Origin of the sequence: Lonsdalea populi, from assembly GCF_015999465.1 — a bacterium.
Classification (GTDB): Bacteria; Pseudomonadota; Gammaproteobacteria; order Enterobacterales; family Enterobacteriaceae; genus Lonsdalea; species Lonsdalea populi.
In genome coordinates this window covers 3,653,473-3,674,358 of record NZ_CP065534.1, presented here as the reverse complement: position 1 = coordinate 3,674,358, position 20,886 = coordinate 3,653,473, and the positions used below count along the sequence as shown (strand labels likewise).

The following is a 20,886-nucleotide window of genomic DNA, read 5'->3' as shown; positions in this document are numbered from 1 at the left end:
GACGCTATGACATCGTTAAAACTACAGGCCGTCACCAAGTCCTACGACGGCAAAACGCAGATTATCAAGCCCATTAACCTGGACGTGGCTGATGGGGAATTCGTGGTGCTGGTCGGCCCGTCGGGCTGCGGTAAGTCGACGTTGTTGCGTATGGTCGCGGGTCTGGAACAGACTACCAGCGGCGATATTTATATCGGCGACGAGCGTGTCACCGAGCGGGAGCCGAAAGATCGCGGCATTGCGATGGTGTTCCAGAATTACGCGCTCTATCCGCACATGAGCGTCTACCAAAATATGGCTTACGGGCTGAAAATTCGCGGTCTGGGCAAAGAGCAGGTCCGCAAACGGGTCGAGGAAGCCGCGCGTATTCTGGAACTGAAGCCGTTGCTGGCGCGCAAGCCGCGCGAGCTGTCCGGCGGTCAGCGTCAGCGGGTGGCGATGGGGCGCGCCATCGTGCGCGAACCGGCGGTGTTTCTGTTCGACGAACCGTTATCGAATCTGGATGCCCGACTGCGCGTCCAGATGAGGCTGGAGCTGCGGCAGCTGCATCAGCGGCTGCGGACCACCAGCCTGTACGTCACGCACGATCAGGTCGAGGCGATGACGCTGGCGCAGCGGGTGATCGTGATGAACAAAGGCGTGGCGGAACAGATCGGCGCGCCCGCCGAGATCTATCGTCGCCCGGCCTCGCTGTTCGTCGCGAGCTTTATCGGATCGCCCGCCATGAATCTGCTCTCGGGCCGGATGAGTGAGGACGGCGGTCGGCTTATCCTGTCCTCCGACCTGGCGTTAACGCTTCCCGCGTCAAAACCCGAGTGGCGGGGACGGGAAATGACGCTCGGCGTTCGACCGGAACATATTCTACTGGCGGAAGGTCCAGACAACGCCGTGGCGATGATGGTCGACGCGTTGGAATTATTAGGCGCGGATAATCTGGCATATGGGCAGTGGGCAGGGCAGAATGTCGTCGTGCGCCTGTCGCACGCATATTGTCCGGCCGTGGGCGCTACCCTCTGGCTGCATGTGCCGGCCTCGTCGTGGCATATATTTGATTCGCAGAGCGGATTACGGATGGAACGATGACACACTCTTGGCCTTATCCTGCTTATGTCGCCCATCGCGGCGGTGGTTCACTGGCGCCGGAAAATACGCTGGCGGCGATTGATGCTGGCGCGCGCTACGGGCATCGAATGATTGAAATCGACGCCAAGCTGTCGCGCGACGGGCAGGTTTTCCTGCTGCATGATGACACGCTGGATCGCACCACCAACGGTTGGGGGATTGCGGGCGAGCAGACCTGGGAACAGCTATCCCGGCTGGATGCGGGCAGCTGGTTTGGACGGACATTCCGCGGCGAACATCTGCCGTCGCTGGCGGACGTGGCGCAGCGCAGCGTCCGTTACGATATTCTGGTGAACATTGAAATTAAGCCGACTACCGGTGAGGAAGCGGAAACCGGCCGGGTCGTCGCGTTGGCGGCGCGGAAACTGTGGCAACATCGCGTCGTTCCGCCGTTGCTGTCTTCTTTCTCCGTCGAGGCGTTGGAAGCGGCTCAGCAGGCGGCGCCTGAACTGCCTCGAGGGCTGCTGCTGGACGAGTGGCGTGACGACTGGCTGACGCTGACGCAGCGGTTGGCCTGCGTGTCGATTCACTTCAATCATGCACTGCTGGACGAAGCGCGCGTGGCGCAGTTAAAACAGGCCGGGTTGCGAATTCTGGTGTATACCGTTAACCAGCCGGAACGGGCGCAAGACTTATTGCGCTGGGGCGTTGACGCTATCTGCACCGACCGGATAGATTTGATTGGGGCAGCGGAAATCGCCGACTGAACCTGCCCGGGCGGAGCCTGTCTCCGCTATGGCATGTCGGTTAAATCTCGGCGTTTTTCATTCTTACCCGCACTGGATGCCTTCATCAGGCCGTTTCGCTTTATCCCTGCATGGATTGGATGGAGCTAGCCTGCCGCTGCAAGACGGTGCAAGGACGATGGCGCATACGTTAAGGAATAAGGGTTATGCCCGCGTTTGTTGTCTCACTCTGGCACCAGATTTATCTGTCGTTACCTCTGTTTGTTCTGATTGCGCTGGGATATGGCCTCGTGCGCGTGGGCCATTGGCCGGCCGCCATCGCTGACGCATTGACCCGTTTCATTTTTAACATTGCGTTACCCGCGATGTTGTTCCGTATGATGTGCGACTTCGCCGATCGTCCGGCGGTGGATGCTCGCTTGCTGATTGCCTTTTTCGGCAGCTGTCTGGCGGTGTTTATCTTGGGACGCGTGATTGGCCGCTGGGTATTCAAGCTGGACGGCGTGTCCGGCTCGATCTTTGCGCTGAGCGGCATTTTCTCCAACAACGTTATGCTGGGCCTGCCTATCGCCACGATGATGCTGGGGCCGGAGGCGATCCCGTCCGTGGCGCTGGTGCTGATCTTCAACGGCCTGATTCTGTGGACGCTGGTCACCGTGTCCGTCGAGTGGGCTCGCAATGGTTCGCTCTCGTTGCAGGGGTTTACCACCACCGCGCTGGGCGTGCTCAAAAACCCGCTGATCATCGGTATTCTTTCCGGCACCCTGTTTGGCTTTACCGGTCTGCCGCTGCCCGAGGTGGCGGAGCGCTCAGTGAATATGCTGGGCCAGAGCGCCGTTCCCCTGTCGCTGGTGGCGCTGGGCATGGGCCTGGCGGAGTATCAGATCCGCGAGGGTTGGCGAATCAGCGTCGCCATCTGCGCCATTAAGCTGCTGGTGCAACCGCTGATTGTCTGGCTGCTGGCGATAGCGCTGGGGTTGCCGGAGATGGAAACACGGGTGGTGGTTCTGCTGGGTTCGATGGCCGTCGGGGTGAATATCTATCTGATGTCGCGCCAGTTCAACGCGCTGGGCGGTCCGGTGGCCGCCAGTCTGTTGTTATCCACGTTGCTGGCGGCGGTGACCACGCCGCTCATCCTGACGCTGATGGGCGTGCGTATATAACGCCGGATCAAGGGGTGGTTGACGGCATTACACGCTGTTGTGTCTGCTGCTGTTGCTGCCGGAGCTGTTGCTGTCGTGCGGCGCTGTTTTGCTGGATGCTCTGATTCAACCGCTGCTGCTGAAGCTTCTGATCTTGCTGCATCTGTTGTTGCAGCCGTTTCTGGCTGCTGATGCCGTTTTCAAACTGTTGCTGCTGGGTCGATGGCAGGGGGGCTGCATTTGCCCACATGGCCATCGGTGAGAGTAAAACGCCGAGCATGACTGTCCGAATCACGTTGTGCTGCATACGTCCTCCGCGGGAAAGCCGCCTGTTGCTTAAGTTTAGTCGTTAATCGTTTCGCCGTCGCCCGCAGACTGGGGTGGTGCGCAGGGATACGATATACTGCCGCCACCTTTTTGACGACAGACCTTATCTGAATGTTCCATATTGCGCTGTACGAACCGCAAATTGCGCCCAATACCGGCAATATCATCCGGCTCGCGGCGAATAACGGGTGCTCTTTGCATCTGATCGAGCCGCTGGGCTTCGACTTCGAAGAGAAGAAATTGCGTCGGGCCGGACTGGATTATCACGATCTGGCCGTGGTTCAGCGTCACGCAAATTACGACGCTTTTCTGGCGTCGGTGCCCGGCTGTCGCATTTTCGCCTGCACGACCAAAGGTAGTCAGCCCTACGATCGTCCTGCCTATCAACCTGGGGACGTGCTGCTATTTGGTTCGGAAACGGCGGGATTGCCTGACTCCGTGCGCAACGGCATCGAGCCGGAATATCGCATTCGCATCCCGATGGAACCGGACTGCCGGAGTCTGAACCTTTCCAACTCGGTGGCGATTATCAGTTACGAAGCCTGGCGTCAGAACGGATTCGGCGGCAGAAGCTAACGCGTCGGCGGGGCGCGCTTGACGGGCGGAGGATTGAGCGGGAAGACGACGGCCCGCGATAAAATAGCGAGGCAGACGGTCGATGCTGCCAGCGATCGTCCCAGCGGCCATGTTGCACCAGCCCCAGCCGGAGCGGCGCCCGTAGGGTCAGCAGGGCCGAAAGGTACTCTGTGTAATGAATGCTCCACCGTGCAGTGGCCCTGGTAAGTCTGCACACCCGTTCGTCCACGATGTTATCCAGCCGATTAATTTGCGCGATATCGCCGGTTTTGGCCCAGTCGAGCAGCCCGGTCACGCTAAGACGGTAGTCCGACGGCAGGCGCTGCCGCAGCTATTGTAGCCGCTGAGTGAGTAACCGTAGATCGCACGGTAGAGCGCGTAGCTTTTGTCTTCCGGCGGGGCCTGCGGGTTGGCGGTCACCTCAATATAGCCGTCCAGACGATTGTGCGGCCCTATGAAGTTCACTCTCTACCCGACGTCGGGAAAAACTCAATGTGAAGGGGCAGAACGGAGCGGAAGAGCCGAGCGCTCTTCCGCTTTTTGCATTGACCGGTTAGCGGTGATAGAGCGGTAACCAGATCGTCAGTTGCAGGCCGCCGAGAGGGCTGGCATCCGCCTTAACCCAGCCGTGATGCTGAGAGATGGCCGTTTCGACGATCGCCAGTCCAAGGCCGGTGCCGCCGGATTCGCGATCGCGTGCTTCATCGGTACGGTAGAAGGGCCGGAAAATCTGTTCCCGGTCTTCCGGACTGACGCCGGGACCATCATCGCCGACGATAATGGTGACGCCTTGACCGTCGACGGAGAACGAGACCTCGATATATGTCCTGGAGTAGCGCAGTGCGTTGCGTACCACGTTCTCCAACGCGCTGTCGAGGGCTGACGGATTGCCGAACAGTGGCCACGGGCCGGGAGGCGACAGCACTTCCAGCGTTTTACCCATCTGCTCCGCTTCAAAGCTGGCGTCGTCCAGCACATCGCCCCACAGTTCGTCGGCTTTCAACAGCTCCCGATGCAGTTCGTTTTTGTGCTGATTGCGCGACAGCACCAGCAGATCGCCGATCATGCTGTCCAGGCGCTGGGTCTCGGTTTCAATGCGGGTCAGTTCGTTGCTTTCTCCCTGCCTGCGGCGCAGTAGTGCGCTTGATAGCTGTAGCCGGGTCAACGGCGTGCGCAGCTCGTGAGAGATGTCCGACAGCAAACGTTGTTGCACGGTCACCATGCGTTCCAGCGCGCTCACCATCTGGTTGAAGCTGGCGCCGGTTGCGCGGAATTCATGCGGGCCGGACTCCAGTTCGGGATGCTGACGCAGGTTGCCTCGTGCGACTTCGTCGGCCGCGATTTTCAGCTTGCGGGCCGGTTTCGCCAAACTCCAGGCCAGCCACAGCAGCAGCGGGGTGCTGATCAGCATAGTGACGATGAGCAGCAACAGAGGGCGGTCGAACAGCAGGTTGATGAAGTCGGACTGCGGGCTGCTGGCGGGCCGGATCAGGTAGAGCAGGTAGTTGTCTTCGCTATCTCTGACGGAGAACGGACCCAGCAGCTCGACGCGGCCATATTTCTTCTTCTGGGGGAATTCGGCGTTATCGGACTGGCCGATAAAGTTGCGTACTATCTGCATTTCCTGGCGCTGTGAGCCAATGACGCGCCCTTCGCTGGTCACCAGCAGCAGGCGTTGACCGGGCGGTGCCCATTTCTCAATGGCGTGAAACAGCCGACGCCACCAGAGCAGATCGTTCGCCGGGTCGAGAGCCAGTTCCGCTTCGATATGTTGTTCCAGCATCAACCCCTGTCGCTGCTCACTTTCGAGCAGCGGGGTCAGTTGGCGGGAGTCCAGCTTGGGCAGCATCAGCACCAGCATCAACACCAGGACCAGCGTTAGCCAGAATATGGCGAAAATACGGGCAGTAAGGCTGTTGATCATGCGGTGGATACCATCAGATAACCGCGTCCGCGCAGGGTTTTGAACCACGGCAGGCCGTCTTTGCGGTCGGGTAATTTACGCCGCAGATTGGAGATATGCATATCGATGGCGCGGTCAAAGGGCGTTAGCCGTTTGCCGAGTACTTCCTGGCTCAGGTGTTCGCGGGAGACGACCTGACCCAGACGCTGCGCCAACAGGTACAGCAAGGTAAACTCGGTGCCGGTCAAATCCAGCACGTTATCGTCGAAGCTGGCTTCCTGACGGCCGGGATTCAGACGCAGGGCGTCTACTTCCAGCGTCGGTGCGGTCGTTTCGCCCGCCTGCTGCTGATCTGTCCAGTTCGAGCGGCGTAGGATCGCGCGAATACGCGCTACCAGTTCCCGGTCGTTAAACGGTTTCGGCAGATAATCATCCGCGCCCAGTTCCAGCCCCAGTACGCGGTCCAGCTCGCTGCCGCGCGCGGTCAGCATAATGACGGGCGTCTGATGGCGTTGACGCAGTTCCTTCAAGGTATCAAGGCCGTTTTTCTTCGGCATCATGACATCCAACAGCAGCAGATCTATTGAATCGTCCAACGCGCCCAGCGCTTGTTCACCGTCATAGGCCACCACGACGTTGAATCCTTCCATTTCGAGCAATTCCTTCAACAAGGATGTGAGCTCTTTATCATCGTCAACCAACAGGATTTTATTCATGGGTTACCTACCTCCTCGGGCAAAATACGCCATAGATTGCCGCTATTCCATGACTTTACGTAGTTTTACACCGTCTGACGCATGTTTGCAGCGGGGTGTTTAGACTGAACCCATCAATTCGCTGAGCGGTACAACTACTGAGGAGTTATTGATGCGGCGCACCACCTTGTTGTCTCTCGCTTCACTGCTGTTGCTGGGTTCCAGCATCGCTACGGCAGCTGAAGCTGAGGGGATCGGGATGGAAGAACTGACGCAGAATGACTCTGCCACGAAACGTATTCCTAATCAGCAAAGGATGTTCGATGGCGTAAAGTTGACGGAGCAGCAACGCCAACAGATGCGTGATCTGATGCAGGAAGTGCGGCACGACATGCCTCCCTATTCCGCGCAGGATGTAGAAACGATGTATCAGTTGGTTATAGCTGAAAAATTCGATGAGGCGGCCGTTCGGGCGCAAATTAATAAAATGACCCAGGCGCAGATTGCACGTCAGGTGGAAATGGCCCGGGTGCGTAATCAGATGTACAGCCTGTTGACGCCGGAACAGAAAGAAGTGATGCGCCATAAGCATGAGCAGCATATGGAAGTGATTCGCGAGCAGATATCGGTCGCGAATCAGCAGGAAAAATATTTCAGCGTGCCTAAGTGAACCTGCTGGTGATGGTAGGCAACGCTACATCGGGCTCCCTGAGCAGTTGATCGATAGTGAAACGTTGTGTGTGTAGATGATGGACCCTGTTTTCCTTGCCATAGACACCATCCCTGTCTATTTGCCCTCCTTGATGGAGGGCTTTTTTTTTGATTTTTCTAATAAAACCATTTTAAAACAGTTGGTTATATTCATTAACTGACTGCAACCCGTTCAACCCCGTTGGAGAGGGTGTAAGCATCCCAGTAAACTGAACCATTCGCTTTTAGAGATCTTCCGACATACTGATTATGTCCCTTTGAGGAGATCGCTATGCGTAAAGTCCGATTCACCGAATATCAGATTATTGCCGTTTTAAAATCTGTTGAAGCCGGACGCACCGTCAAAGTTGTCCGTCGCGAAGCGGGGATATCCGAGGCCTCATATTACATCTATGGACTACCTCCGTTTTGCAAGTACTGAATCTGGTTTTGGGTTGTTGCTTACATCTATCCGGCATCAGCAATACTGACCTGTGCCCAAATGGGTAATCCGCACACCGTCGCCTCAACAACTGGACGGCCTCTAAGGCCAATATAATAGTCGGGTTCCGATGGTGCAGGTGCAACCTGTCACCATTTTTCAATACTCTGCAACTTTTCTCGGAAAGCTTTAAATCACAACAGATTGATATTCTGTACTATTTTTCAACATCGACCAGACAATCCGGGCATTCTTGTTTGCGACAGCGACAGTCGTTTTGTTAACGCCTCTTCGCTCTTTTAACTGATTAACCCACTGATTCATTGAGCTGTCATGATTATTCTCAGCAACTCTGACGACGGCCCTGGCCCCATGTATAAACATGGTTCGTAGATGCTTATCACCTTTTTGGTCATATTCATCAGTACCTGTCTGTCTCCGCTTGAGTATTGCCGCGGGACAAGGCCGAGCCAGGCGGCAGAGTGGCGACCATTCTTAAATTCGGAGCCTTTTCCTATAGCGGCTACCACAGCAGTCGCTGTTTTAGGACCAATGCCTTTTATTTTGGCAATACGCCGGCAGGGTTCAGACTGTCTGAATATGGTTTCTATTTCTTTATCAAAGAAAGTCATACGACGTCCCAAATCAATAAAAAGATCGAACAGCTCAGCGACTGTTTTACGCATTCTGGTGCTTAATCCATTCTCCGCATCTTCAATAATAAGAGGAACTGCACGCTTTACTCTGGAAATAGCTGCACCGATAGTGCTCCCCCGATCCAGTAATAATCTCCTGATCTGGCAGACAGTTGCTGTCCGGTGATTAACAATGCGTTGTCGGGCCCTGTGGAGGGCCTGAATATCCTGTTGCTCCGGACTTTTGGGGGGAACAAATCGCATTGTCGGCTGCATAAGGGCAATGCCAATAGTTTGCGCGTCATTCCCGTCATTCTTTTGCCCCCGGGCGAAAGGTTTTACACACTGAGGGCTAATAACTTTGACTTTATGGCCCGGCTTTTCAAATTCGCGCTGCCAGTAAAATGCGCCTGTCGAAGCTTCTATTCCGATCAGGCAGGCCGGTATGCTAGCTACTGTCTGGAGCAATACCTTTCGCGAAACCCGCTTACTGTATACCGGTTTTCCGGCCTGATTCAGTCCACATAGTGGAAAACATTTTTAGCCAGATCGATACCCAAAAATTTGAGGGTCATAATTATTCTCCTCCGAATGTGTTCTATTCAGTTAAGCCCGCAAGGAGGAGGTAGTCCATCCCATTAACTGGAAAGCCAAATATAGTGGCATGGTGTCCTCCGATATCAAAAAATGAAAGATCTCGAGGACGAAAACCGACGTCTGAAACAGATGTTTGCCGACCTGAGTCTGGAGTGCCGGGCACTCAAAGAGGTTATCGAAAAAAAGCTCTAAAACCAGAGATAAAGCGTGAACTCGTCAGTTACCTGATTGCGCAATTTGCGATGAGCATACGCCAGGCATGCAGGACGTTATCGCTGAGCAGGACGGTGTCTCTTTATCAGCCCGACACCCGGCGTGATGAGCCAGCGGTTCAGGCGTTGACAGAAGTGGCGAAGCGCTACCCGCGATACGGCTTCACGAAGCTGTTTCAGATGTTACGCAGGCAAGGGCATGCATGGAAGCATAAACGCGTTCATCGTATTTACTGCCTACTGAAACTGAATTTTCGTCGTAAGGTGGAACTAAAACGGGTGTGCTTACAGATGTTTCCACGACACGAAACTCGCTGTGGCGCAGCGGGTTTTCTTTCCTTCTCTCCCCCTCTTTTACCTAAACCGCACCTTAGTCACAGATCCTGTTTGCGGCGTTTCACGCAAAATTACCACTATGGCTCATCACGAATTAGCTGGCGCTATGCAGTAGGCGGTGTAGCCCCGTCTTGTCTGAGCGATGATGGTATCCCACCGGACGGATATGGGTCGGTGGTAAGGAAGTGTCATTAAGAAGCATAAACGGAGAGTTAAGATGGAGTATCTGTTGGGATTGGCGCTTGTCGCATTGACATTACATCACACCATCGCTGGAGTGTTGCTGGCGTTCACATTGATGGTGGCCTGGCTGCAGGACGTTATCACGCTGCCTGTCGTAGGAACGCTCTGCGTGGCGATGTTGATAGGATATCGGCTGCTTCGCTATCGGGACAGAAAGTGGATTGCGGCGGGTGGCGAAGGGCTTCTCGTTCTGCTCTGTATCCTGCTGTTTTTGCATCTGGTTCCCGGTTTTCACAACCCCAAAGTGCTTGACCGTGTTGTTGCGGGCCCGCACAGCGCGCCTTTCTCGCTCTATTACAATCTCGATAAAGCTCTTGCGCCGTTCCTGCTGTGGATGGCGATCCCCGATCTGTTCTACAAGGTGACGTCCGAATCAAGGCCGCGTTGGCAGTGGGGGTTATTGATGCTGACGGTGCCGGCCCTTTTGCTGCTGGCCGTCGTCCTCGGTGGCTTGCGGTTCGAATTGCATTGGCCCGCATGGCTGGGCCAGTTTGTGCTGGCCAATATTTTTTTCGTCTCTCTGGCGGAAGAAGCGCTGTTTCGCGGTTATCTGCAAAGACGCCTGACGCAATGTGCCGGTCCTCTCCCGGCGCTGATCGTGACCGCGACGTTATTTGGTCTGGCGCACTTTCAGGCGGGGCCGCTGATGATGATTTTCGCCGGACTGGCGGGGCTTATCTACGGCGCTGCCTGGTACTGGAGTGGTCGGCTGTGGGTATCGACGGCGTTTCATTTTGCGCTTAATCTCACACATTTGCTGTGCTTTACCTATCCCTATTTTGTGCGCTGACGCCCTGCGGCATCTTAGCCTGTGAGAGGTTCCCGCAGCAATGAAAGCAGGTTATCGGGATACACGGTATCTTCTGTCTGGGCCAGTTCAGCAAAAGACCACCATGCGTACTGGCCTATGACACGTCTTTCGTTGTCGCTCCAGCGGCTGGCGTCGATCTCCGCGTGGCCGACGCGGACAATAAAAAGTGTTCTTCAGCGATGACTTCTTCGCCGCTATCCAACCTCATAGAGAATGTCTGTGTAGCGATGCAGGGGGAGAGTGGCGCAGTCGCGAAGCCGGTTTCTTCCAAGAGCTCTTGCCGCGCCGCTTCTTCAACGCTTTCTCCGCTTTCGACTGCGCCGCCGGGCGTGGCCCAATAGATGTGCCCCGCCAGAGCATCCCCGCTATGGGAAAATTGGAACAACAGAACGCGTTGCGCCGGGTCGATGACCAAAAGTCGTGAAGCGGGACGGTGTCTCATGGGATGAAGCCTTAATAACAGCGTAGAGTAATAGCGCAATTGTCCGCTGACGTCGGCGATCTGTCTACGGCATCCAATGCTGGTGACACCGGTTAACCTCGCGCTATTAATCGTCAATCAACTCACCGCTCCCCAAAACCACTGGTTTCTCTGGCCGCTGCTGATTTGGGGCGGGGTTCTGGCGCTGAGAGTGATAAAACTGTTTCTGCTGCGTGGGCAGCTGGCGCGATGGGAGCAGGCTCGACTGCAAGAAATATTACGGCGTTAGCGTCTGTTTCCAAGATGAGTTTGCCGCCATAGGCGGTCTGTTCGGATCCCGACCGTGCTATCCGTTATACTTAATGTCTTGTTTTTACAGGAGGTAGGTATGGATTCACGCTACGGACGCCTGGTGACGACAGCCGCTATTCTGGCGACCGCAACGGCGCTGTCGCTTTTTGCTCTGAAGGTTTTTGCGTGGTGGTATACCGGATCGGTCAGTTTGCTGGCGTCTTTGGTCGATTCGCTGGTGGATATCGCCGCCTCGTTAATCAACCTGCTGGTGGTGCGCTACTCGTTGCAGCCGGCGGATTCCGAGCATACTTTCGGTCACGGCAAAGCCGAGTCCCTCGCCGCATTGGCTCAGAGCATGTTTATCTCGGGGTCGGCGCTGTTTCTGCTGCTGACTGGTTTCCAGCATCTGATTTCTCCCCAGGAGCTGAAGGATCCGGCCGTCGGGATGTGGGTGACGATCGTGGCGTTGGTCGTGACCGGTCTGCTGGTCGCATTCCAGCGCTGGGTGGTGGCCCGTACCCACAGTCAGGCGGTGCGCGCAGACATGCTGCACTATCAATCTGATGTGATGATGAACGGTGCGATCCTGGTGGCGCTGGGATTGAGCTGGAAAGGTGTGACCTGGGCGGATGCCGTTTTCGCGCTCGGCATTGGCGCTTATATTTTGTACAGCGCATTGCGAATGGCTTACGATGCTATTCAAGCCCTACTGGACAGAGCGCTGCCGGATGAAGAACGGCAGGAAATCACCGATATTGTTGCCAAGTGGCCGGGCATCAGCGGTGCGCATCAGCTAAGAACGCGACGAGCGGGCCCCACGCGGTTTATCCAGCTGCATTTGGAAATGGAAGATACCCTGCCGTTGGTAGAATCTCATCAGATTGCGGACGATTTGGAGAAAGCATTGCTGCAACGCTTCCCCGATGCCGATATCATTATTCATCAGGACCCAATATCGGCTGTTCCAGATACCCAGCGAGGATGGTGGAACATTTGATTCAACAGCGAATTATCACGTAGGCGCTATATTTTTGTAAATATGTGATGCCCCACAGGGAATTTACTGGTCTTTAAGCCTGACTTGAATCAATTCAGCCGGGGGTATTTGTTATAAAATACGTACAAGAAGGTGAGAGGTTTGCGTTGTCGGTGTTGAATGCCGCAAACTTCGCGCACGATAACAAAAATCTGCGAATTAACATCTACAAATCCAGAGGTTGTCATGATTAAGAAGATAGGAGTACTCACGAGCGGTGGCGATGCGCCAGGCATGAACGCAGCTATCCGCGGTGTGGTACGCGCTGCATTAACGGAAGGACTGGAAGTTTACGGAATCTATGATGGCTATCAGGGTTTGTTCGAAGATCGCATGGCGCAGCTTGACCGTTATAGCGTGTCAGATGTCATCAACCGCGGCGGTACGTTCCTGGGCTCCGCCCGTTTCCCTGAATTCCGTGAAGAATCTGTGCGTCAGGTCTGCGTAGAAAACATGAAAAAACGGGGTCTGGATGCGCTGGTCGTTATCGGTGGCGACGGCTCCTACATGGGTGCCAAACGTTTGACCGAAATGGGTTTCCCTTGCATCGGTCTGCCGGGCACTATCGATAACGATGTGGCAGGCACGGACTACACCATCGGTTACTTCACTGCGCTGGACACCGTTGTTGAAGCTATCGACCGCCTGCGCGACACGTCCTCTTCTCATCAGCGTATTTCCATCGTTGAAGTGATGGGGCGTCACTGCGGGGACCTGACGTTGGCAGCGGCTATCGCCGGCGGCTGCGAGTTCATCGTTGTGCCGGAAGTCGACTTCAAAAAAGAAGATCTGGTGGCTGAAATCAAAGGTGGGATCGCCAAAGGGAAAAAACACGCTATCGTTGCCATCACCGAACTGATGTGCGATGTGGGCGAGCTGGCCAGCTACATTCAGCAGGAAACCGGGCGCGAAACGCGCGCGACCGTATTGGGCCACATTCAGCGCGGCGGCTCTCCAGTCGCCTACGACCGGATTCTGGCTTCCCGTATGGGCGCCTACTCCATCGAACTGCTGCTGCAGGGATACGGTGGTCGTTGCGTGGGGATCCAGAATGAAAAAATGGTTCACCATGATATCATCGACGCTATCGAGAACATGAAACGTCCGTTCAAGGGCGACTGGCTGGAAACGGCGAAAAAACTGTTCTGATTGGTCGCCAGCCCGTTGTGGCAGGGTGTCTGAAATCCCGTCCCCTAGGGGGCGGGATTTCTTTTGGCTGTCATCCACAGACACAGGGTGCTAGGTTGACCTAAACTTTTATTTGGCGCTGATTGAATTCGCCTTTTACGGCGGTTCAGCAAGAGCATAAACGCAGAAATTATCGAGGTTTTCGCATGACAAAAGTGACTGTTGCCGCTACGCAGATGGCCTGTACCTGGGACCTGCCCAGGAATATCGAAAACGCGGAAAAACTCGTGCGGCAGGCGCACGCAAAGGGTGCGCAAATCATCCTGATCCAGGAGCTGTTTGCCGCGCCTTATTTCTGCATCGACCAGAACCCTGAACACTACGCGTTGGCGCAGAGCCTCGATAACAGTCCCTTAATTAAACATTTCTCCGCGCTGGCCGCCGAGCTGGAAGTGGTATTGCCGCTGAGTTTCTTCGAACGCGCCAATAACGCCTACTACAATTCGCTGGTGATGATCGATGCGGACGGTAGCGTGCTGGACGTTTATCGCAAAACGCATATTCCCAATGGCCCGGCCTACCAGGAAAAACAGTTCTTCATTCCCGGCGACACCGGCTTCAAAGTGTGGCAGACCCGCTACGCCAAGGTGGGCGTGGGCATCTGCTGGGATCAGTGGTTCCCGGAAACTGCCCGCAGTTTGGCGCTGATGGGCGCAGAGATCATCTTCTACCCGACGGCCATCGGCTCTGAACCCGCTTTCCCTTCCTGGGACAGCCAGCTGCACTGGACGCGTGTACAACAGGGACACGCCGCCGCTAACCTGGTGCCGGTGGTGGCCTCCAACCGTATCGGGACGGAAGCCAGCAAGCATATCGATGGGCTGGAAATGACCTTCTACGGCTCCTCCTTCATCGCCGATCCGACCGGCGAGCTGGTGCAGCAGGCCAACCGTACCGATGAAGCGGTGCTAATGCACAGTTTTGACTTGCAGGAAATCGCGCAGATGCGTGCAACCTGGGGCTTGTTCCGTGACCGTCGCCCGGAAATGTATGGCGTGATCGGCACTTCCGACGGTAAAACCTGGAGATAAACTATGTTACAGCTGACCACCCCGTTTAAGGACGGTTTCGCCATGCCTGCAGAGTGGGCTCCGCAGGAAGCGGTCTGGATGCTGTGGCCGTATCGCCGCGACAACTGGCGCTCCGCAGACGCGTTGATCCCGGCGCAGCAGACCTTCTCTACCGTTGCGGCGACCATCGCCCAGACGACCCCGGTCATCATGGGCGTACCGGCGGCAGAGATGGCGCATGCGCGGAGTATCATGCCTGCCAGCGTCACGCTGGTCGACATGGAAAGCGACGACGCCTGGATGCGCGACACGGGGCCGACGATGGTGCTCAGCCCTGCGGGCGAGCGCCGCGGCGTGGACTGGCGCTTCAACGCCTGGGGCGGAGAACAGGGCGGTCTGTATGCGGACTGGCGTCGGGATGAGCAGGTCGCGCGGCAAGTTTTGGACTATCACCGCGACGCCCGCTACGCCGCGCCGCTGGTGCTGGAGGGCGGTTCCATACATACCGACGGCGAAGGCACGCTGCTGACCACGGCGGAGTGTCTGCTCAATCCCAACCGGAATCCGCATCTGGACAAGGCGCAGATTGAGCAACTGCTGACGGACTACCTCGGCGTTTCGGCATTTATCTGGCTGGAGTCCGGCGTTTACAACGACGAGACGGACGGGCACATCGACAACATGTGCTGTTTCGTGCGTCCCGGCGAGGTCGCGCTGCATTGGACCGACGATGAGAACGACCCCCAGTATGCCCGCTCGATGGCGGCGTATCAGGTGCTCTCGCAGGCGCGCGATGCGCACGGCCGGCATCTGAAGATCTGGAGGCTGCCGGCGCCGGGTCCGCTCTATATGACGCAGGGCGAGGCGGAAGGGATCGAGGTCGACGGGAAAGCGATTGAGCGTATCGCGGGTTCGCGTCTGGCGGGGTCCTACGTCAACTTCCTGATCAGCAATCGTCAGGTGATTTATCCACTGCTGGATAAACGCACGGACCGCCAGGCTCACGCGCTGTTGCAGCAGATGTTCCCGGATTACTTGATCAGCGGCGTACCCGCGCGTGAAATATTGCTGGGCGGAGGAAACATCCACTGCATTACTCAGCAGATCCCGTCAGCGCGCGCGGAACAATCCCACCCATAAAAAAACGGCTCCTCGAAAGGGGTAATGCCAGTCAGTTAAGCCACTGACTGGCCCTTTTTCGGGGCTGCTGTGTATTTCTAGGGCCTCTCCTTTACCACTTTCGGGAAGGCCCTTTCCCTTCTTGTCGGTAACTTTACCCGTTGCCCCATACTTTCAAGATCACCCATCAGCTCCGGGCTCCGCCCCGGTGAAGCGCCCTGCAGGGTCATCAGCATTCTCATTACCATTCCGCATGATTCAGAGAAGCTCAGCTGATTCGGCCAGTATCCTTTCAGATGTCCCGCCATTTTAATCATCTGATATCTCACCAGATTAGTTAGCAGATGGACGACTTTTCCTTTGCGCGTCACGGTCAGCAAACGAGCTGTCATCTCATTTCCCATACCCGGCCACTTTTTTCGTGCCTGTGGACGGGTTTTCAGCTTCACCAGATGGTCGCCTTTACCCAGTTTTCTGACCTCTTCATACTGAGCTCCCTTTCTGAGAGGAAGCATCCAGTGGCGGTGCTCTCCCGCCTGGCTCCAGGCATTTAACAGCCCCAGTGAGTAATAGCCTTTATCCATTACGTCAGGGTGTTATCTCCGGTTGGCTCTATAAGTTGCTCAGCGAGCTCATTTTCGCTGTTTTTCATTGTGCCGTCGGCAGATGGCCGGTCAGCTCCATCTGACAGACCCTTTTTACCTGCGGGTAGAGTCCTGGTTTCCCGCCATGCGTCTGGCGGGGGAAGGCGATATCGTTTTCTGGCGTGTCCGGCGTTCGCCGGAACACACCAACGAGGGCCTGCAGGGTCAGGCCGCACCAGTGCGGATGCGGCGTGGCGTTATGCCGGAGCTGCGCTGTTTGCGTGAACACGCGGCGGACGGCCTCGCTTCCCAGACGCTGACGGGCCTGGATCACAGCGCTGGGTGCGACAAAGGGACGACTGCCCGGCAGTAAGTGTCCAGCCGATTAACAAGCTGATGGAGGGATTCTTTACGTTCAAGGGCCATGCCGACGATACACCAGACCATCATTTCCAGCGGCAGACGACGTTTGCGCAGGGTGACTGTGCCGGCTTCGGCAAGACAGCGGGAAATGAGTTCCGGGTTCAGATAATCACCCTGAGAAGTCAGCGGGTTACGCAGAGAATCGTAACGGGATATCAGATCAGGAGCCTGTCCAATGCGCATAAAAAAATCCGGAAACGGGTGAGCATTTCCGGATTCTTACACAGCCACTGGATCGGCCAACCGATCCTTAACTGACTGGCATTACTCCTCGAAAGGGGCCGTTTTTATACCGAGAACACGATACCGTAGGGCGTTACGCGCCTTTGGCTTCTGCTGCGGCTTTCACGATTACGGCGAAAGCGTCTGCTTTCAGTGATGCGCCGCCAACCAGCGCGCCGTCGATATCCGGCTGGGTGAAGAGTTCAGCCGCGTTAGACGCGTTAACGGAACCGCCGTACTGGATGATGACCTGTTCTGCTACCGCCGCATCCTGTTTAGCGATGTGGCTGCGGATGAATTTGTGGATAGCCTGTGCCTGCGCCGGAGTGGCTGACTTGCCAGTACCGATAGCCCAGATAGGTTCGTAAGCGATGACGGCATTTTCGAAAGCTTTAGCGCCCAGCGTGTTCAGAACGGCGTCCAACTGACGAGTACAAACGCTTTCAGTCTGTCCGGCCTCGTTTTCGGCTTCAGTTTCACCGATGCACAGAACCGGAGTCAGACCGGCTTCTTTCAGTACGCCGAATTTTTTAGCAACGAATTCGTCGCTTTCTTTGTGATAGGTGCGGCGTTCTGAGTGACCGATGATGATGTATTTAGCGCCGATGTCTTTCAGCATGTCGGCAGAGGTTTCGCCGGTGAATGCGCCGGAAAGGTTTACATCAACGTTCTGCGCGCCCAGGGCAATACGGCTGCCAGACAGTTCGTGCTTAGCCTGACCCAGGTAAACAGCCGGCGGAGCGATAGCTACGTCACAACCCGCGACGGGGCTCAGTTCGTTGCGCAGGCCGGTAATCAGTTCGTGAACCATGTGGGTGCTACCGTTCAACTTCCAGTTGCCCATGACTAAGGGATGTCGCATCTTTTTTCCTCCAGACGGATAGCAAGTTAATCAATATGTGACTGCCGTTGGCAGTGTAACCTGGCGACAGTATAAAGACGAAAAGGCCGGGTGGCTCTGTTTTTCGTGCCTAATAGCGGCTTTGATCAATATTCTGCCAGCGTGAGCTTAATCGGTTCAACTGCGAACGTTAGCCCTTTTTCGCCCCCATCTGCCACCACATAACGCAGTGCGCCTTCTTCCTGCTGGAAGAAGGGGTGACCTTTACCTTGCGTCAGCAGGGTATCGACTTTTTTCAGGCTTTGTTCCCGAGTCAGCGAGGGGACGAACACCCGCAGCAGTGCGGCCATGTACTCCTGTGCCTGCTTGCGTCGGCCCGCTTCGTCGGGATCTTTCGAGCCCGGCAGCAAGGTGATTTGCAGCGTTTTGATTTTGCCCGTGCCTTTCTCAAGCGCGGTAGAGGAGTACAGCATATTGCTGATCTTGCTGGCGGCGCGGGTCAGCATGGGGGAATCTTCATGGGTATCGACGACCCGGTATTCCCCTATCGGCAGCGTTGGATTGCTGAGGTTATAGCGAGTACGAAACTGGACGATGGTCATGTCGAACGTTGGCGAGCCGGCCAGCAGATAAGGCGCAGCAGGACCTTTGTGCTGAAACAGCGCGTCTGCCCTGACTGCGCTAGCCTGTTCTATTCCGGCGGTGAGCAAGCAAAGGATAAGTAGAGATTTTTTCATATCATGTTCGTCAGTATCGTCGCAGTAGCCGTTATGCCGTAAAGCGGCCTTGTGATTAAAGCGGTATTGGTTAGGGATTGTCAAAGTTCGCGTAAAAAATACGAGAGAGACGGTTCATTAAGGTAAACTCGTCGCCAGAAAACAGCTATCGGAATAGGCTTGAGATGACAGTGCAACAGTGGTGTTTTTCTTTTCGTGGCCGTCTTGGGCGGCGGGAATTCTGGCTGTGGATGGTGACCTGGGTGGTGCTGACAATTGCGCTATTCGCATTGGCGGGTCAGAACTGGTTGCCGACTCAGACCGCTGCTTTCGCGCTGGTGGCGCTGATGTGGCCCACCTCCGCCGTACTGATAAAGCGGCTGCACGATCGCAACAAAAGCGGGTGGTGGGCATTGCTGCTCGTGTTGGCGTGGCTGTTGAGCAGCGGCAACTGGTATATGCTGCCGTCGCTGGGGCAGTGGGGGCTGGGGCGCTTCATCCCCTCGTTGATTGGCATCATGATGCTGCTCGACTGCGGCTCTTTCGCCGGAACGCCGGGCGCTAACCGCTTTGGTCCAGAACCGAAGCCGTTGCGGCTCCGTTCCTGAGGTTTACCAGTAGTTTTCGCCGGTAATGTTGCCGGGCCGACGGCGCAAATGCTTGGTCATCTGCCGCTCATCTTTCAGCAGTTGCTGGGTGTCCCGCACCATCTGCGGATTGCCGCACACCATGACATGACTGGTGGCGGCATCCATCGGTAAGCCGACCGCCGCTTCCAGCGCGCCGCTGGCGATCAACGCCGGAATGCGTCCGGTGAGTGAACCGGCGGACTCTTCACGACTGACGACCGTTTGAATATGCAGCTTGCCGTTGTAGCGCTGTTGCAGCTGCTGCATGTGCGGGAGATAGCTGAGATCGCGGGCGAAGCGCGCCGCATGGACTAAAACAATGTTCTTGAAGCGTTCTACATCGCGGCCTTCTTCCAAAATGGAGAGATAAGGACCAATGGCCGTGCCGGTCGCCAGCATCCACAGTGTGTCGCAGGGCGGTACTTCTTCCAGCACGAAGAAGCCGGCGGCTTCCTGAGTGATGAGCAGTTCGTCGTTTTCTTTGAGCTGGTGCAGACGAGGGCTGAGTTTGCCTTCCGGTACATCCACCAGATAGAACTCCAGCGTGCTGCTGCTGGGCGCGTTCACGTAAGAGTAGGCGCGTTGTACCCGCTCTCCGTCCACATCCAGCGCCAGCTTGGCATACTGCCCGGCGGTGAATGTATTGACCGGGGCGCGTACCCGTAGGCTGAACAGACTTTCCGTCCAGCTTTCTACCTCAACCACCTTTCCCGTTAGCCATACTGCCATAATTCGAATACTCCTGTTGCAGCCTGCCGCGAACGGCACGATATCCCGCTCTGAAAATAAATTAACATGGCTGTGCATGGGGTCTTTTCAGATGCGGAGCCGATGTGCGTCGGCCCTTAAGATACGCGATATTTTAACAGCTGTGAAACAGTGTGAGTTGAGGTTTTATAACAGAAATTCGTGCAACGCCCGATCTTTACGATCGAGGTAGTGAGTCGAACGGATCCGGCGAATGGTGCGAGATTTGCCGCGGATCAACAGCGTTTCCGTCGTCGCCATGTTGCCGCTCCGGGCGATGCCTTCCAGCAGATCGCCTTTGGTGATACCGGTGGCGGAGAAGATGACATTGTCGTTGCGAGCCATATCGCAGAGTGTCAGTACGTTGCCGGCTTCGATGCCCATTTCGCGGCAGCGTGCCAATTCCTGCTCGCCGATACGGCGGTTTGCTTCGTTATCGCCTTTCACTTCATGGCGCGCGAGCAGGCGGCCTTGCATATCGCCGTCCAGTGCCCGGATCACGGCGGCGGAGATAACGCCTTCCGGTGCCCCGCCGATGCCATACAGCACATCAACTTCGCTGTCTGGCATACAGGTAAGGATAGAGGCGGCGACATCGCCGTCCGGGATCGCGAAGACTTTCACGCCCAGGCGCTGCATGTTGGCAATGATGGCGTCATGACGGGGTTTGGCCAGCGTGGTGACCGTCAGATCACGCAGCGGTTTGTTCAGCTGTTTGGCGACCGCGCGCAGGTTGTCTTCCAGCGGACGGTTCAGATCGATAGCACCTTTGGCCTGAGGACCGACGATCAGTTTTTCCATGTACATGTCCGGCGCGTGCAGGAAAGCGCCTTTCTCCGCGACCGCTAATACAGCGAGCGCGTTGGCCTGACCCATAGCGGTCATGCGGGTGCCCTCAATCGGGTCGACGGCGATATCCACCGCGTCGCCCTGACCGGTCCCTACCGCTTCGCCGATGTACAGCATGGGGGCTTCGTCTATTTCACCTTCGCCAATGACGATCTGACCGTCAATGTCGACCTGATTCAGCATAATGCGCATGGCTTGAACTGCCGCGTTGTCCGCTGCGTTTTTGTCGCCGCGCCCCAGCCATTTATAACCGGCCAGTGCCGCTGCTTCGGTGACGCGGGAAAACTCGATGGCTAATTCACGTTTCATGGATATCTGTCCGTTATCTCTGGCAAGAATAAGTGCGGCGATATTATCACAGGGGTCGGAACGGGAGACAAAGCGGCAGGG

Annotated in this window: 21 protein-coding genes and 4 pseudogenes; 14 read left to right on the top strand and 11 right to left on the bottom strand. The window is 56.2% G+C overall.

Annotated elements, in window-relative coordinates; genetic code table 11:
* Window positions 1–6 precede the first annotated feature (6 nt).
* The 3 genes from I6N93_RS16320 to I6N93_RS16310 all read left to right on the top strand — a co-directional run bounded on the left by I6N93_RS16320 (window position 7) and on the right by I6N93_RS16310 (window position 2,971).
* On the top strand, window positions 7–1,083 hold the full coding sequence (locus I6N93_RS16320) for a sn-glycerol-3-phosphate import ATP-binding protein UgpC (protein WP_085686695.1): 1,077 nt from the start codon (window positions 7–9) through the stop codon (window positions 1,081–1,083).
* On the top strand, window positions 1,080–1,829 hold the full coding sequence (gene ugpQ, locus I6N93_RS16315; RefSeq protein WP_085686696.1) for a glycerophosphodiester phosphodiesterase: 750 nt from the start codon (window positions 1,080–1,082) through the stop codon (window positions 1,827–1,829). Before I6N93_RS16320 ends, ugpQ begins: the two co-directional genes overlap by 4 nt.
* Before the next feature lie 185 nt (window positions 1,830–2,014).
* Entirely contained in the window at window positions 2,015–2,971 is a 957-nt protein-coding gene (locus I6N93_RS16310) for an AEC family transporter (protein WP_085686698.1), read from the top strand.
* 7 nt (window positions 2,972–2,978) lie between these two features.
* Here I6N93_RS16310 and I6N93_RS16305 read toward each other — a convergent pair whose 3' ends face one another.
* Entirely contained in the window at window positions 2,979–3,257 is a 279-nt protein-coding gene (locus I6N93_RS16305; RefSeq protein ID WP_085686700.1) for a hypothetical protein, read from the bottom strand.
* A 131-nt stretch (window positions 3,258–3,388) separates the two neighbouring features.
* Between I6N93_RS16305 and I6N93_RS16300 the strand changes: the two genes are divergently transcribed.
* Window positions 3,389–3,853: a tRNA (cytidine(34)-2'-O)-methyltransferase gene (locus I6N93_RS16300; RefSeq protein WP_085686702.1), complete on the top strand. Its 465-nt coding sequence runs from the start codon at window positions 3,389–3,391 to the stop codon at window positions 3,851–3,853.
* Window positions 3,854–4,144: 291 nt separating this feature from the next.
* Here I6N93_RS16300 and I6N93_RS16295 read toward each other — a convergent pair whose 3' ends face one another.
* The 3 genes from I6N93_RS16295 to cpxR all read right to left on the bottom strand — a co-directional run bounded on the left by I6N93_RS16295 (window position 4,145) and on the right by cpxR (window position 6,472).
* Window positions 4,145–4,318 carry a hypothetical protein gene (locus I6N93_RS16295; protein ID WP_158088412.1) on the bottom strand — a complete coding sequence of 58 codons (174 nt, stop codon included), beginning with the start codon at window positions 4,316–4,318 and terminating at the stop codon, window positions 4,145–4,147.
* An 88-nt stretch (window positions 4,319–4,406) separates the two neighbouring features.
* Window positions 4,407–5,777: an envelope stress sensor histidine kinase CpxA gene (cpxA, locus tag I6N93_RS16290; RefSeq protein WP_085686704.1), complete on the bottom strand. Its 1,371-nt coding sequence runs from the start codon at window positions 5,775–5,777 to the stop codon at window positions 4,407–4,409.
* Window positions 5,774–6,472 carry an envelope stress response regulator transcription factor CpxR gene (gene cpxR, locus I6N93_RS16285; protein WP_085686705.1) on the bottom strand — a complete coding sequence of 233 codons (699 nt, stop codon included), beginning with the start codon at window positions 6,470–6,472 and terminating at the stop codon, window positions 5,774–5,776. The genes cpxA and cpxR overlap by 4 nt, the downstream gene beginning before the upstream one ends.
* A gap of 151 nt (window positions 6,473–6,623) precedes the next feature.
* On the opposite strand from cpxR, the gene cpxP reads away from it, so the two are divergent.
* Both cpxP and I6N93_RS16275 read left to right on the top strand, forming a co-directional pair.
* Complete coding sequence (gene cpxP, locus I6N93_RS16280; protein ID WP_085686707.1) at window positions 6,624–7,121, top strand: cell-envelope stress modulator CpxP; 498 nt, start codon at window positions 6,624–6,626, stop codon at window positions 7,119–7,121.
* 312 nt (window positions 7,122–7,433) lie between these two features.
* A pseudogene (locus I6N93_RS16275) lies at window positions 7,434–7,550 on the top strand (transposase); the annotation flags it as partial.
* 222 nt (window positions 7,551–7,772) lie between these two features.
* Here the strand turns inward: I6N93_RS16275 and I6N93_RS16270 are convergent.
* Window positions 7,773–8,793: pseudogene (locus tag I6N93_RS16270) on the bottom strand (IS110 family RNA-guided transposase).
* Between the two features lie 65 nt (window positions 8,794–8,858).
* Here I6N93_RS16270 and I6N93_RS16265 point away from each other — a divergent pair.
* Window positions 8,859–9,291 (top strand): annotated as a pseudogene (locus tag I6N93_RS16265) (IS3 family transposase); the annotation flags it as partial.
* Between the two features lie 289 nt (window positions 9,292–9,580).
* Entirely contained in the window at window positions 9,581–10,396 is an 816-nt protein-coding gene (locus tag I6N93_RS16260; protein WP_085690212.1) for a CPBP family intramembrane glutamic endopeptidase, read from the top strand.
* 115 nt (window positions 10,397–10,511) lie between these two features.
* On the opposite strand, the gene I6N93_RS17370 is transcribed toward I6N93_RS16260, so the two are convergent.
* Entirely contained in the window at window positions 10,512–10,859 is a 348-nt protein-coding gene (locus I6N93_RS17370; protein WP_167459598.1) for an NUDIX domain-containing protein, read from the bottom strand.
* Window positions 10,860–10,935: 76 nt separating this feature from the next.
* Here I6N93_RS17370 and I6N93_RS16250 point away from each other — a divergent pair, with 76 nt between their 5' ends.
* The 5 genes from I6N93_RS16250 (at window position 10,936) to aguA (ending at window position 15,506) form a co-directional block, all read left to right on the top strand.
* A complete protein-coding gene (locus I6N93_RS16250) occupies window positions 10,936–11,127 on the top strand; it encodes a 2TM domain-containing protein (RefSeq protein ID WP_085690214.1) in 192 nt (63 codons plus the stop codon).
* A 99-nt stretch (window positions 11,128–11,226) separates the two neighbouring features.
* Entirely contained in the window at window positions 11,227–12,129 is a 903-nt protein-coding gene (gene fieF, locus I6N93_RS16245) for a CDF family cation-efflux transporter FieF (protein ID WP_085690216.1), read from the top strand.
* Between the two features lie 225 nt (window positions 12,130–12,354).
* The gene (pfkA, locus tag I6N93_RS16240) at window positions 12,355–13,317 is read left to right on the top strand and encodes a 6-phosphofructokinase (protein WP_085690218.1); all 963 of its coding nucleotides are present in this window, start codon (window positions 12,355–12,357) and stop codon (window positions 13,315–13,317) included.
* A gap of 185 nt (window positions 13,318–13,502) precedes the next feature.
* Window positions 13,503–14,387: an N-carbamoylputrescine amidase gene (gene aguB / locus I6N93_RS16235; RefSeq protein ID WP_085690220.1), complete on the top strand. Its 885-nt coding sequence runs from the start codon at window positions 13,503–13,505 to the stop codon at window positions 14,385–14,387.
* 3 nt (window positions 14,388–14,390) lie between these two features.
* On the top strand, window positions 14,391–15,506 hold the full coding sequence (aguA, locus tag I6N93_RS16230) for an agmatine deiminase (protein WP_085690222.1): 1,116 nt from the start codon (window positions 14,391–14,393) through the stop codon (window positions 15,504–15,506).
* 77 nt (window positions 15,507–15,583) lie between these two features.
* On the opposite strand, the pseudogene I6N93_RS16225 reads toward aguA, so the two are convergent.
* The 3 genes and pseudogenes from I6N93_RS16225 to I6N93_RS16215 form a co-directional block, all read right to left on the bottom strand.
* Window positions 15,584–16,675: pseudogene (locus tag I6N93_RS16225) on the bottom strand (IS4 family transposase).
* 133 nt (window positions 16,676–16,808) lie between these two features.
* Window positions 16,809–17,576: a triose-phosphate isomerase gene (gene tpiA, locus I6N93_RS16220; protein WP_085689961.1), complete on the bottom strand. Its 768-nt coding sequence runs from the start codon at window positions 17,574–17,576 to the stop codon at window positions 16,809–16,811.
* 125 nt (window positions 17,577–17,701) lie between these two features.
* On the bottom strand, window positions 17,702–18,292 hold the full coding sequence (locus I6N93_RS16215) for a DUF1454 family protein (RefSeq protein WP_085689959.1): 591 nt from the start codon (window positions 18,290–18,292) through the stop codon (window positions 17,702–17,704).
* Between the two features lie 164 nt (window positions 18,293–18,456).
* Here I6N93_RS16215 and I6N93_RS16210 point away from each other — a divergent pair, with 164 nt between their 5' ends.
* Window positions 18,457–18,879, top strand: a complete 423-nt coding sequence (locus I6N93_RS16210) for a DUF805 domain-containing protein (protein ID WP_085689957.1) — start codon at window positions 18,457–18,459, stop codon at window positions 18,877–18,879.
* Between the two features lie 3 nt (window positions 18,880–18,882).
* On the opposite strand, the gene fpr is transcribed toward I6N93_RS16210, so the two are convergent.
* Window positions 18,883–19,629: a ferredoxin--NADP(+) reductase gene (gene fpr / locus I6N93_RS16205; RefSeq protein ID WP_085689955.1), complete on the bottom strand. Its 747-nt coding sequence runs from the start codon at window positions 19,627–19,629 to the stop codon at window positions 18,883–18,885.
* Between the two features lie 165 nt (window positions 19,630–19,794).
* Entirely contained in the window at window positions 19,795–20,805 is a 1,011-nt protein-coding gene (gene glpX / locus I6N93_RS16200; RefSeq protein WP_085689953.1) for a class II fructose-bisphosphatase, read from the bottom strand.
* Window positions 20,806–20,886 lie beyond the last annotated feature (81 nt).

Coding starts and splice junctions, on each gene's coding strand:
- I6N93_RS16300 (WP_085686702.1), top strand. CDS start 3,389: ATGTTCCATATTGCGCTGTACGAACCGCAAATTGCGCCCAATACCGGC.
- I6N93_RS17370 (WP_167459598.1), bottom strand. CDS start 10,859: ATGAGACACCGTCCCGCTTCACGACTTTTGGTCATCGACCCGGCGCAA.
- cpxA (WP_085686704.1), bottom strand. CDS start 5,777: ATGATCAACAGCCTTACTGCCCGTATTTTCGCCATATTCTGGCTAACG.
- cpxP (WP_085686707.1), top strand. CDS start 6,624: ATGCGGCGCACCACCTTGTTGTCTCTCGCTTCACTGCTGTTGCTGGGT.
- I6N93_RS16215 (WP_085689959.1), bottom strand. CDS start 18,292: ATGAAAAAATCTCTACTTATCCTTTGCTTGCTCACCGCCGGAATAGAA.
- I6N93_RS16250 (WP_085690214.1), top strand. CDS start 10,936: ATGCTGGTGACACCGGTTAACCTCGCGCTATTAATCGTCAATCAACTC.
- aguA (WP_085690222.1), top strand. CDS start 14,391: ATGTTACAGCTGACCACCCCGTTTAAGGACGGTTTCGCCATGCCTGCA.
- fieF (WP_085690216.1), top strand. CDS start 11,227: ATGGATTCACGCTACGGACGCCTGGTGACGACAGCCGCTATTCTGGCG.
- cpxR (WP_085686705.1), bottom strand. CDS start 6,472: ATGAATAAAATCCTGTTGGTTGACGATGATAAAGAGCTCACATCCTTG.
- I6N93_RS16210 (WP_085689957.1), top strand. CDS start 18,457: ATGACAGTGCAACAGTGGTGTTTTTCTTTTCGTGGCCGTCTTGGGCGG.
- glpX (WP_085689953.1), bottom strand. CDS start 20,805: ATGAAACGTGAATTAGCCATCGAGTTTTCCCGCGTCACCGAAGCAGCG.
- pfkA (WP_085690218.1), top strand. CDS start 12,355: ATGATTAAGAAGATAGGAGTACTCACGAGCGGTGGCGATGCGCCAGGC.
- I6N93_RS16320 (WP_085686695.1), top strand. CDS start 7: ATGACATCGTTAAAACTACAGGCCGTCACCAAGTCCTACGACGGCAAA.
- aguB (WP_085690220.1), top strand. CDS start 13,503: ATGACAAAAGTGACTGTTGCCGCTACGCAGATGGCCTGTACCTGGGAC.
- I6N93_RS16305 (WP_085686700.1), bottom strand. CDS start 3,257: ATGCAGCACAACGTGATTCGGACAGTCATGCTCGGCGTTTTACTCTCA.
- tpiA (WP_085689961.1), bottom strand. CDS start 17,576: ATGCGACATCCCTTAGTCATGGGCAACTGGAAGTTGAACGGTAGCACC.
- fpr (WP_085689955.1), bottom strand. CDS start 19,629: ATGGCAGTATGGCTAACGGGAAAGGTGGTTGAGGTAGAAAGCTGGACG.
- ugpQ (WP_085686696.1), top strand. CDS start 1,080: ATGACACACTCTTGGCCTTATCCTGCTTATGTCGCCCATCGCGGCGGT.
- I6N93_RS16310 (WP_085686698.1), top strand. CDS start 2,015: ATGCCCGCGTTTGTTGTCTCACTCTGGCACCAGATTTATCTGTCGTTA.
- I6N93_RS16260 (WP_085690212.1), top strand. CDS start 9,581: ATGGAGTATCTGTTGGGATTGGCGCTTGTCGCATTGACATTACATCAC.